Below are 11,549 nucleotides of genomic sequence, written 5' to 3' on the forward strand. Positions count from 1 at the left end.
CGCCGCTCAGCCCGTCCCGCCCGGTGCGGCCGGGCCCACCGCCGTACCCTCCCAGCTGCCTTCGCTGGACCTGCGCGGCGCCGCCACCCGGCCCGCCGTCGACCCCCAGGTCGCGCGCGAGCTCAAGCGCCAGGTCGCGGCCGAACTGCACCAGCAGATCACCCGGTTGACCGCCGCCTCCGGGGCCGAACCGGACCGCGCCACCCGCCGCCAGCGCGGCCGGGCCCTGATCGAGGAGTCCGTCGCCCGGTGGTCCGACGCGTACGCGCAGACCCACGGCATCCCGCCCACCCGGGAGCAGGACCGCGCCCTCGCCGAGGCCGTCTTCGACCTGCTGTTCCGGGCCGGCCGGCTCCAGCCCTACCTGGACGACCCGGAGATCGAGAACATCCTGATCAACGGCTGCGACGACGTCTGGGTCTCCAAGGTGCACCAGCCCCTGCGCCAGGTGCCGCCGGTGGCCGACAGCGACGCCGAACTCGTCGAACTGCTCCAGGACCTGGCCCGCCAGCACGGCGGCGGCGAGCGCAACCTGTCCACCGCCAGCCCGACCCTCGCGCTGCGCCTGGAGGGCGGCATGCGCCTCCAGGCGCTCACCGAGGTGACGCCCCGCCCGTACGTGGCGATCCGACGCCACCGGGTGGCCTCCGCGACACTGCCCGAGATGGTCGAACTCGGCACCCTGGACGCCACCTTGGCCGCCTTCCTGGCCGCCGCGATCCGGGCCAGGAAGAACGTGATGATCACCGGCACCCAGGGCGTCGGCAAGACCAGCCTGCTGCGCGCGATGGCCGCCGAGATTCCGCCGGACGAGCGGATCGGCACCCTGGAGTCGGAGTTCGAGCTCTGGCTGCACACCCTCGGCCACCTGCGCCAGGTCGTCCCGATGGAGGCCCGCGAGGGCAACGGCGAGCGCGTCGAGGGGCGCCTGGCCGGGGAGTTGAGCATCGGCGACCTCATCCCGGCCGCGCTGCGCATGACGCTCTCCCGGATCATCGTCGGGGAGGTCCGCTCCGGCGAGGTCGTCCCGATGCTGCGGGTGATGACCAACGGCGAGGGCGGCTCGATGTGCACCCTGCACGCCCGCGGACCGCACATGGTCGTCGACCGCATCGCCGAACTCTGCCTGGAGTACGGCTCGCACATGACCGACTCGCTCGCCTACCGGCTCACCGCCAACGCCCTGGACCTCATCGTGCACGTCACCATGGTCGACGAGACCGCCGTCGGCGGCCGCCGGCACCGCTTCGTCTCCCACGTCCTGGAGGTCACCGGCCTCGGGGAGAGCGGCCGGCCCGCGCTCAACACCGTCTTCGGCCCCCGGCCGGACCTCGGCGAGCCGCGGGCCGTCCCGCACACCCCGCCGCAGTGCCTGGACGACCTGCGCCGGGCCGGGTTCGACGCCTCGCTGCTCGGTTCCCGGTACGGGAGCTGGGCCACCCCGCTGCAGCTGCGGATCGGCGGTGGCGCGCGGTGATGCTGCTCTTCGCCCTGTGCGGGCTGGCGGTCGCGGGCGGCCTGGCCGCCCTGGTGGCCTGGGCCCGCGGCACCGAGCCCGGCGAGCCCGACGAGGAGGGCGGGGGCGAGCCGTCGGCCAACCCGCTGGCCGGCCGCCTCCACGTGTTCTGGTACGGCGCCCCCGGCACGGCCGCGCACCGGATGGTGCGGCTGCGCCGCGTCCAACTGCCGCTCGCGCTCGCCGGCGCACCGCTGGCCTGGCTGTTCACCGGCATCCCGCTGACCGCGCTGCTGGTCCCGCTGGCCGTCTTCGGCCTGCCCTGGCTGTTCGACACCACCCGCCCGGACACCCACCGGATCGAGCGGCTGGAGGCGCTCTCCGAGTGGACCCAGCGGATCGCCGACGTGCTACTGCTCGGCGTCGGCCTGAACCAGGCCATCGTGACCAGCCGCCGCACCGCGCCGGCCGCCCTGGAGGACGAGATCGGCGAGCTGGCCGCCCGGCTGCAGGCCCGCTGGCGGCCCGAGGAGGCGCTGCGCGCCTTCGCCGACAGCCTCGCCGACGCCACCGCCGACAAGGTGCTCGCCGCGCTCGTGCTGCGGGCCGGCGACAGCGGCCCGGGCCTGGCCCGCACCCTCTCCGACATGGCCGACTCGGTGCGCGAGGAGGTCCGCCAGCGCCGCGCCATCGAGGCCGACCGGGCCAAGCACCGGACCACCATCCGCTGGCTGGTCGGCATCATCGTGCTGGTCGTCGCTGTCGGCTCCTTCAACACGGAGTACACCAAGCCCTACGGGACCCTCCTCGGCCAGGTGGTGCTCGCGGTGGTCGCCGCCCTGTTCGTGGCGATCATCGCCTGGATGCGGGCGCTGGCTTCCCACCCGCCGGTGCCCCGGCTGCTGACGCCGGACCGGCGCAGCAGGAGCGGGTGGCGGTCCGCCGCGCCGGCGGCCGAGCCGGAGCCGGCCGAGCGGATCGGGGAGGTCCGATGATCTCCCCCTGGTCCGTGCTGGCCGGCGCCGCCGCGGCCGGCGGCCTCGCCCTTCTGGTCGCCGAACTGCGGCCGGCGCCACCGGACCTGCGCCAGGCGCTGGACCGGCTGCACGCCACCCCCGCCGACCGCGAGCAGGACCCGGACGAGCGGCCCCGCTGGTACGACCGGATCGGCGAGCGGTCCGTCCACCTGCGCGGGGTCTCCGTCCCGCGCCGCGAACTCGCCCTGATCGGCCGCACCCCGGCCCGCTTCATGGTGCACAAACTGACGTTCGCCGCGCTCGGCCTGATGCTGCCCGCCTACCTGGGCGCGATGGCCGTGCTGATGGACGTCGGCCTGCCGTTCGCGCTGCCGCTGGTCGCCGGGCCGCTGCTGGCCGGCCTGCTCTGGTTCGTCCCGGACGCCATCGTGCGCGGCGAGGCCAAGGAGGCGCGCACCGAGTACCTGCACGGCATCGCCGCCTACCTGGAACTCGTCGCGATGGAGCGGGCCGCCGACTGCGGCCCCGCCGAGGCGCTGCGCCGGGCCGCCGCGGTCGGGCAGGGCGCGGTGTTCCGGCGGGTCCGCGACGCGCTGGAGCGGGCGGCCACCGACCGGCTCCCGCCGTGGGCCGGACTCGACGCGCTGGCCGAGGAGTTGGGGCTCAGTCCGCTCCAGGACCTGGCCGACATCATGCGGCTGTCCGGCACCGACGGCGCCGCCGTCTACGACACCCTGCGGGCCCGCGCCAAGGGCCTGCGCGGGGAGCTGCTCGCCGAGGACCTCGCCCGGGCGAACGCCGACAGCGAGCGGATGGTCGCACCCGGGGCCGCGCTGACCCTGCTGATGACCGTCCTGATCGTCTTCCCCGCCCTGCACCAGATGCTCAACTGACCTTGACCACCGCCCCGTTCCGTCCCCCGAAAGCCGTAACAGGCCGCTCCGAGCAGCCGGCACCACCCACCACACCGCACCGCCACACTCCCGGGAGATCCCGATGACCGCACGACTCGCCCAGCTGGCAGACCGGGTGCTACGACCCGCCCTGCTACCCGTCCAGTTCGCGCTGCTGCTGTTCACCCTGCGGCTCGGTCGGCTGCGGGCCGCCCGCGCGCGCGGCGACCGCGGCGCGATCAGCATCGAACTCGCCCTGGCCATCATCGCGTTGGTCTTCGTCGCCGGCGCCGTGGCGACCGCGCTGTACCTGCTGAAGGACAGGGTCGTCAAGAAGGTCCAGCAGGACCCGAACATGCCGGGCGGCGCGGGCGCGGGCGGCGCCACCCCGTGACGCGTCCTGCTCTCCGCCGCAGGGGCGACCGGGGGTCGATGAGCCTGAGCCTGGCCATCGTCTTCCCGGTCGTCCTGCTGCTCCTGCTGCTCGTCGTCCAGGCCGCGCTGTGGTGGTACGACCGGCAGGTCGCGCTCACCGCCGCCCGTGAGGGCGTGGACGCCGGGCGGGTGCAGGGCGGCGCGACGGACGGCGAGAAGAACGAGGCGGCCCAGCGGCAGGCCCGTGACTTCCTCGACCGGCAGGGCGTGCACGGGTACGCGGTGCGGACCGACGGCAGCACGGCGCAGACCGTCCGGGTCACCGTGCAGCTCACTCCGCCGCTGCTGATACCCGGGCTGAAGGCGCCCGCCATCACCCAGTTCGCCGAGGCGCCGCGCGAGCGCTTCGTACCGCCGGTGGTGAAGCCGTGAGGGGCGGGACGCCGGTGTCGGGGCGCCGGCTGCCCGGACGTCGACTCCGGCCTCGGCAGGCGCGGAGCGAGGGACAGGGGCGGCGGCTTCGGCTCCGCCTCCGGCCGGGCCGGAGGGACCGCGGCGGGATCGCGATCGAGGCGGCCATCGTCGTGCCGGGCGTGGTCGGACTGGTCCTGGTGGCCGTCGCCGCCGGGCGGGTGCAGACCACGGCCGGCACCGTGGAGGCCGCCGCCCGGGCCGGGGCCCGGACCGCCTCCCTGCAACGCAGCGTGGACGGGATGGACCAGCCGGCCAGGGACTCCGCCCTCGCGTCGCTGCGCCAGCAGGGCGTGTCCTGCCGCAACGGGGACGTCCGGGTCGCCAAGGGGACGCTCAACCTGCCGGGCGGACCGGTCACGACCGTCACGGTCACGGTGGTCTGCGACGTGGAACTGGCCGACCTGCTCGGCGGACCGTCCGGGGTGCCCGTGACGAAGCACCTCGTCGGCGAGTTCACCTCGGTGGTGGACCGTTACCGGGGCACCTGACGGCGCGCGGTGCCGTCACCCGGAAGACGGTGGATTGGAGACGGCCCGTGCGGGGGAGACGCAAGCGGAGAGCGCCCGGGGGATGACACAACGGTACCGAGCGGCGCCCGGTGGGGGCCGGTGGGGAGAGCATCGTGCGAAGTGGGGGGAGGGGACGGAAGTGGTGAGCCGTCTGCGGCGACGGCTGTCGGCGCGCCGGTCCGACCGGGGCGCGGTGGCCCTCTTCGTGGCGATCTGCGCGGCCTACGTCGTGCTCGTCATCGCCCTGGTGATCGACGCCGGCGGCCGGCTGCGGGTCGCCGAGCGGACCGACGCCTACGCCCTGGAGGCCGCGCGGGTCGGCGGCCAGCAGCTCGACCAAGCGGCCGTCCTGCAGGGCAAGGGCTTCAAGGTCCAGGAGAAGTACGTGCGGGACGCCGCCGACGCCTACCTGGGCCTGTACGGCCTGCGGGCGGGCGACATCGAGTTCTCCGGCGACGGCAAGGTCGTCACCGTCACCGTGCGGGCCGACTACCACCCGGTCCTGCTGGGAGCCCTCGGGGAACGGAAGGTAACGGGCAAGGGCAGTGCGACCCTCGTCCACGGAGTCGAGAAAGCGGAGACCGACTGATGGCCGCGCCACGTGCCAAGGACCAGGCCCGTAACGCCAGGGCCCGCACCGACCAGGCCCGCTCCGGCCGGGCCGGGACGTCCCATCGCGCCGGCGGCGCCCGAAGGCCCGCCGCCCCGGCGCCCCGACCACCCCGCGGGCGCGGCCGTGCCGTGATCACCGCGCTCGGTGCGCTGGTCGCCCTGCTCGCCCTGCTGGTCGGCGTCCCCGCGCTTCTGCTGTACGGCACCGAGGCGGTCGCCGGGATGGGCGAGGTCTCCTCGGGCGGCGTGGGTGAGGCGCTCACCAGTCCGGACGACGGAAGCCTGTTCCTGTGGGCGCTGGTGGTGGTCGGCTGGATCGCCTGGGCCTGCTTCGCGCTCTCCGTCCTGCTGGAGATCCCCGCCCAGCTGCGCGGCCGGATCGCCCGCCGGATCCCGGCCTTCGGCTGGAGCCAGCGGCTCGCGGCCGGACTGGTCGGCTCGGTGCTCGCACTGCTGCCGGTGGCCGGATCGGCCTTCGCGGCCGTCCCCGAACTGACCCACAGCCCGGTCGCCCAGGCGCAGTTGGCGCCCGGCGTGCAGCGCGCCGCCCTGCCCGCCGCGCAGGCCGCGCCGGCCCTGACCCCGGCCGCCGAGCAGCAGTCCACGTACACCGTGCGGGACGCCCGCCCGGCCGACAGCCTGTGGTCCATCGCCGAGCGCCAACTGGGCTCGGGGGAGCGCTGGGTGGAGATCGCCAAGCTCAACGACGGCCGGGTGATGGGCGATTCGGGCATCCGCTTCGACGCCGAGCGGCCGATCCAGCCCGGCTGGGAGCTGCTGATGCCGGCGGACGCCAAGCCGGACGAGGCGCGGACGCCCGCGCCGGACCCCGCCCCGGCTCCCTCCGGAGGCGCCGCGCAGGGGGCGCCGCAGAACGTTCCGCAGTCCGGGACGGAGGCCGGCGGCCCCGGTGGTGCGGGCGCCGCGGGCGGCTCCGCGGCCCAGCGGACCGTCACCGTCCAGGCGGGCGAGAGCCTGTCGGCCATCGCCCAGCGGGAGCTGGGGGACGGCGAGCAGTGGCCGCAGCTGTTCGACGCGAACAAGGGGGTGCGGGCCCCGGACGGGGAGCAGCTGACGAACCCGGACGTGGTGGTGCCGGGGATGGTGCTCACGGTGCCGGGGGCGGCGGGTGCCGCTCCGGCCCCCGCACCGGCTCCGGCCGACCAGGCCCCGGCGCCGGCCGACCAGGCTCCGGCCCCCGTGCCCGCGCCCGCGCCCGCCGACCAGGCTCCGGCGCAGACCCCGGCACCGGGCGCCCCCTCGCAGGGCGCGCCGCAGTCGGCCCCGGCGCCCACGCCCGCCCACGCGCCGGCTCACGCGCCCGCCGCCCACGCCGACCCGGCCCCCAGTGACGACTACACCGTCGCCCTCTCGGCCTCCACCGTCGGCGTCCTGCTCGCCGCCATCATGATCGGCACCGTCGCCCACAAGCGCGGCACCCAGCAGCGTGCCCGTCGCCCCCGGCACCGCATCGCGATGCCCGACGCCGAGGCCGCCGCCTTCGAGAACGAGCTGCTGGCCCGGCAGGACCAGGCCGGACTGGACCTGCTGGACCGCGCCCTGCGCACCCTGGCCCGCAACACCGTGCGCGGCGGCAAGCGGCTGCCGGCCATCGTCGCGGCCCGGATCACCCAGGGCGAGACCGTCGAACTGCACCTGTCCGGCCCGGCCACCCCGATCGCGCCCTTCCGCGCCGCGCACGCCGCCAACGTGTGGTGGTGCAGCGCCGACTCGGGCGACCTGCTCAGCCCGGCCCAGGCCCGGAAGACCGCCGCCCCGTACCCCGCGCTGGTCACGCTCGGCACCTCGCCGGACGGCTCGGTGGTCCTCGCCGACCTGGAGGCCGTCCGGCTGCTCCACCTGTCCGGCCACCCGGACGACGCCCGCGACGTGCTGCGCACCCTCGCCGTCGAACTGGCCCACAGCCCGCTCGCCGACCGGCTCCACCTGCACCTGGTGGACCTCGCCGAGGAGGTGCCGATCACCGGCCCGGCCGCCGAACGCGTGCACCGCCACCCCACCCTGGAGGCCGCGCTCGCCGCCCTCGGCCCGCGCACCGCCAAGGCCCGTGCCACCCTGGTCGCCGCCGAGGCCACCAGCCCGCGCGAGGCCCGCAGCCGGGGCCAGGCCGACGAGTCCTGGACGCCCGAGATCGTGCTCTGCGCCCACCAGCCCGGCGGGGACGTCCCCGCCGAGCTCGGACGCCTGCTCGACGCCCGTCCGCGCACCTGCGTCGCCGTCGTCACCCGCGCTCCCGAGCGGGGCACCGGCCCGGTCGCCCGCTGGACCCTGCCGACCTCCGGCCAGGCCGCGATCCCGGGCCTGCACCTCACCGTCGAGCTGCAGCGGCTCAGCGGGCAGCAGTACGAGCAGGTCGCCGAACTGCTCCGGGTCGCCGACGACACCACCCAGCACCCGGCCCCGGCCTGGACGCTGGACGGGCCGGAGGACGACCCCGACACCACCGAACTGCCCGCCCCGGTACCGGTGCTGGCCGCCGTCGGGGCCCCGGTGGCCATCGCGGCGTCGGTCGGCGAGGCCGCGGCCGGCGGAGCGTCGGTCGTGGCGTCGAGTGGGGCGTCGAATGGGGCGTCGGTCGGCGGGGCTCCGGCCGGCGGCGGTGCGGGGGAGGGCTCGGACGCGGCCGCCGGTCCCCGGCTGCTCGCCCGGGTCATCGGCACCGGGGCCAGCCCGTTCGCGGGCACCGATCCGGTGACGCCCGCTCCGGCTCCGGCCGCCCTGCCGCCCGCGGCTTCCGCGTCGGCTCCGGTTTCGGGTGCGGGTGCGGGTGCGGGTGCGGGTTCGGGTTCGGGGGCGGCGTCGGCGACCGCTTCCGGTCCGGCTCCGGTACCCGCCGGTCCGGCCCGGTTCGTCGTCAACGGGCAGGGACGGCAGGCGGCCACCGACGAGACCACCCGCGACCTGCGGCGGCCCGGCCCGCCGGAGGGCGAGGGGGCGGCCGAGCCGGGGGACACCTCCTCGGAGTCCACGGCGACGGTCGTGCTCGCCGTCCAGCCGGTCGTGCCGCGGCCCGCCTCGTCGCAGTCCGCCTCGGCGCAGCCGGTCTCGTCGCAGGCTGCGGAGGCGGCCGTGGCGGCGGAACCGGGTGAGGGCGGGCCGGCCGTGTCGAAGGCGGCCGCGGAACCGGGGTCGGAGTCCGTTCCCGGCCCCGCCGTCGCCCTCGGAACCGGGCCCGCCGGTACCGCGACGACCGTCGATCCCGTGGACGCCACCGGTACGGAGCGGCCGGAGCCGGCCGTCGAGCCCGGCCCCGCGGCCGTCGCCCCGGTCGCCCGGACGACGCCCGGCCGCAGCGACAGCGACGACCTGCTCGCGATCCTCCGGTCCCCGGAGGCGCACGCCCCGCGCAACGCGCCCCGGATCCGGTTGCTCGGCCCGGTGGACGTCGCCGGGATCCTCGGCGACGCCGCACCCGGCGCGCTGCCCCGGCTCACCGAGCTGGCCGTCTACCTGGCGCTTCGTCCGGGGTCCGACCTCCAAGCGCTCGACCACGACCTGCACCCCGGCGCGGCGCACCTCGACCCGCACCCCACCACGGCCGACGCCAAGAGCCCGCTGCCGGACAAACTCGCCGACCTGGCCGCCTGGTTCGGCACCTCGGCTGAGGGGCGTGCGTTCCTGCCCACGGAGGGGACCGAGGGCTACTCCTTCGCCCCGACGGTCACCTGCGACTGGGACGAGTTCCGCGGCCTCTACCGGCGCGGCATGCGCAGCACCAGTGCCACCGCCGACGCGGCCCTCGCCCACGCCCTGGCCCTGGTCCGGGGCGCGCCGTTCGCCGAGGCCCCGCCGGCCTCGTACGGCTGGGCCGAGGCCGAGCGGCAGGACATGATCGCGGCGATCGTCGACACGGCGCACGAACTGGCCGCCCGCCGCCTGCAGTACGGCGACCACCGCAGCGCCGAGGCCGCCGTCTTCCGCGGCCTCGCCGTCGCCCCGGACGTCGAACTGCTGCACCGGGACCTCTTCTACGCCTACGCCTCGGCCGGCGCCCGGGACCAACTCCTGCGCGCGGTCAACCGGTTGGACGCGCTCAGCCGCCGTACCGGACGGGACCTGGACGCCGACACCGTCGCCCTGCTGCGGGACCTGCTCGCGGGCTCCTGAGCCGGACCGCCGACCGCCCGGCCGCCCCCACGGGGTGGCCGGGCGGTCGTGTTGACGGGCCGGTGGGCCAGCGGGCCGGCGGGCCGGTGGCGGATGTGGTGGTCGTGCGAGGGTTCCGTACGGATGCCGGTGGGGGTGAGTGGCCCAGGCCTGGCGGTCGGGGTCCGGTCAGGCCGTGCGGAGCCAGGCGTCGAGGGCGGTGAAGTCCGCCTCGGTGAGCCCGCGTCGGGGGTCCACCCGGTGGAGCAGGGCGCGGGCGGGGGAGTGGGCCGCGACCCAGCGGCTGTCGGCCCGGGTGATCTCGTCGTCCACCCAGGCGAACGGCCGGCCGTCCGCCCAGGCGACGAGCGTACGGGTCTTCCAGTGCAGATCCTCCGGCCCGTCCGGCCCGTCCGGCCCGTCCGTCGGGTCCGTGTCCTCCACCGGCCAGTCCACGACGGGCAGTCGGGGCAGTCCGAGCCAGGGCGCGAGGCACTCGTTGGCGTCCTCCAGCCAGGTGGTGGCCCACACCGGTTCGCCCGGCAGGGCCAGCAGCCGGGGCCCCAACTCCGGGTCCACGCGGGCGATCAGCGGGTTCCCGCCGGGTACCGTGCCGGGCGGGACGTACGGGCTGCGGTGGAGGGGGTAGCCGCCCGGGGGCGGGTCGCCGAAGGGGATCAGCGGGCCGTCCACGTCGAGGAACAGCAACGGGCGGTCGGCACCGATCATGACGGCACTTTAGCGGGGCTTGACGGTGTGGCGCGCCGATCGGCCACCCGGCCTGGAAGGGGCGAGCCGGGATCTCGTAGGGTGGCGCGCACGGAGTGTGGTGGCAGGCACCACGCAGGCGAGGGCATCAGACGCCGCGGGAGCGGCGGGGCGGGGCGGTGACCAGGAGATGGCGGAGACGACAGCGGTTTCCGGAGGTCCCGACCCGGCAGCGGACTCGGGTCCCTGGGACGCCGTACCGCCGCCGCCGCGCCTCCCGGCGGAGGAACACCCGCCCGGTCCCGCCGCCCTGTACGAGCCGCCGCCGGTGCCGTCGGCCGTTCCGTTCGCCGCCGCCGCGCCGGGTGGGGCTCCGGCTCCCGGGGCGGGCGGGCAGGGGAGCGCCCGGACGGGCGTGCAGCCGGTCGGGCAGGCACCCGTGCCGCCGCCCGCGCCCCCGGTCGTACCCCCCGTTCCGCCCACCGGATGGACCCTCACCGGTCTGCCCGCCGCCGGAGCCGCTCCCTCGGAGACCCCGCCGCCGTTCCCGGTCCAGAGCGCGGCTCCCGGCGGCAGCGCCCCCGTCGGCGCGGGCGGGCTCGGCGCGGCGCCGCGCGGACGGATCCTGGTGATCGAGGGCGGCTACGGCAACTCCGGCCGCCGCACCTGGGGCCGCGGCGGACCGACCCAGGCACCCGTGCTCTCGGCGATGCTCGCCGCCGTCTCGCCGCAGGTGCTGCTCGCCGCGGACGCGGTGGACGCCGTCCACCTCCCCGGCGCCGGCGACCCGCACACCGTCCTCGCCCACCTGCGGGCCGCCTCCCGGCACCCCGGACCGCTGCTGATCCACCTGGGCGGCCACGTCGTCGCCGACAAGCGCGGCGGGCAGCTCCAGCTGACCCTGCGCGACGCCAAGCAGGACGGCCTCCCCTGGCAGGCCGTAGCCGCCGAGCTGAGCCACCGTCCGGCCGAGTGGCAGACCCTCGTCATCGCCGACCTGAGCGCCGACCAGAACGCCTGGCCGTACCTCCAGGGCACCGTCTCGCCGCTCAGCGAGGGGATTCCGCTGTGGGCGGTGGTCAGCCCGGACCCGGAGCAGATCGGCACCTTCACGCGCGCCCTGATCGAGGCCCTGCACGGCGGCCGACCCGGTGCGGGCGACGTGCTCGCGCCCGAGCAGCTGCGGCAGCAGGTGTACTCGGTGCTGCGGCCGGACGTGGTCATCCTGGCCACGCACGCCCCGGACCGTCCGTTCTTCCGCAACACCGCCCGTCGTGGCGAGGGCCTGCCGGCCGAGGTGCCGCCGCTGCCGACCGCCTCCGACGTGCTGCCGGCACCGGCCCCGATGCCGCCGCTGCCGCGTTCGACTTCGACGGAGCCCCGGGACGCCGTTGCCGAGCGGCAGGCCGCGGCCTCGGCCCCGGCGGTGCCCGGCCGG

General features: G+C 76.7%; 9 protein-coding genes and 1 pseudogene. 9 read left to right on the plus strand and 1 reads right to left on the minus strand.

The window, feature by feature from the left end:
• From AB0E96_RS31185 to AB0E96_RS31220, 8 genes are all read left to right on the plus strand, one after another.
• The coding region (locus tag AB0E96_RS31185; protein ID WP_359829129.1) for an ATPase, T2SS/T4P/T4SS family at nucleotides 1–1,477 on the plus strand (1,477 nt) is incomplete at its 5' end.
• Entirely contained in the window at nucleotides 1,477–2,451 is a 975-nt protein-coding gene (locus AB0E96_RS31190) for a type II secretion system F family protein (protein WP_359829130.1), read from the plus strand. The genes AB0E96_RS31185 and AB0E96_RS31190, both read left to right, overlap by 1 nt.
• The gene (locus AB0E96_RS31195) at nucleotides 2,448–3,326 is read left to right on the plus strand and encodes a hypothetical protein (protein WP_359829131.1); all 879 of its coding nucleotides are present in this window, start codon (nucleotides 2,448–2,450) and stop codon (nucleotides 3,324–3,326) included. The genes AB0E96_RS31190 and AB0E96_RS31195 overlap by 4 nt, the downstream gene beginning before the upstream one ends.
• Nucleotides 3,327–3,429: 103 nt before the next feature.
• Nucleotides 3,430–3,720, plus strand: coding sequence for a hypothetical protein (locus tag AB0E96_RS31200; RefSeq protein WP_359829132.1), 291 nt, complete (start codon nucleotides 3,430–3,432; stop codon nucleotides 3,718–3,720).
• Nucleotides 3,721–3,758: 38 nt separating this feature from the next.
• Nucleotides 3,759–4,133 (plus strand): TadE/TadG family type IV pilus assembly protein, encoded by a 375-nt coding sequence (locus tag AB0E96_RS31205; RefSeq protein ID WP_359829133.1) that lies wholly within the window; start codon nucleotides 3,759–3,761, stop codon nucleotides 4,131–4,133.
• Nucleotides 4,134–4,294: 161 nt separating this feature from the next.
• Nucleotides 4,295–4,663, plus strand: a complete 369-nt coding sequence (locus tag AB0E96_RS31210; RefSeq protein ID WP_359829134.1) for a pilus assembly protein — start codon at nucleotides 4,295–4,297, stop codon at nucleotides 4,661–4,663.
• A gap of 160 nt (nucleotides 4,664–4,823) precedes the next feature.
• Nucleotides 4,824–5,273, plus strand: a complete 450-nt coding sequence (locus AB0E96_RS31215) for a hypothetical protein (RefSeq protein ID WP_359829135.1) — start codon at nucleotides 4,824–4,826, stop codon at nucleotides 5,271–5,273.
• Nucleotides 5,273–9,424, plus strand: coding sequence for a LysM peptidoglycan-binding domain-containing protein (locus AB0E96_RS31220; protein WP_359829136.1), 4,152 nt, complete (start codon nucleotides 5,273–5,275; stop codon nucleotides 9,422–9,424). Before AB0E96_RS31215 ends, AB0E96_RS31220 begins: the two co-directional genes overlap by 1 nt.
• A 168-nt stretch (nucleotides 9,425–9,592) precedes the next feature.
• Here AB0E96_RS31220 and AB0E96_RS31225 read toward each other — a convergent pair whose 3' ends face one another.
• Nucleotides 9,593–10,132 (minus strand): HAD domain-containing protein, encoded by a 540-nt coding sequence (locus tag AB0E96_RS31225; protein WP_359829137.1) that lies wholly within the window; start codon nucleotides 10,130–10,132, stop codon nucleotides 9,593–9,595.
• A 394-nt stretch (nucleotides 10,133–10,526) separates the two neighbouring features.
• Here AB0E96_RS31225 and AB0E96_RS31230 point away from each other — a divergent pair.
• Nucleotides 10,527–11,549 (plus strand): annotated as a pseudogene (locus AB0E96_RS31230) (hypothetical protein); the annotation flags it as partial.

This window comes from Kitasatospora sp. NPDC036755 (genome assembly GCF_040636595.1).
GTDB lineage: Bacteria > Actinomycetota > Actinomycetes > Streptomycetales > Streptomycetaceae > Kitasatospora.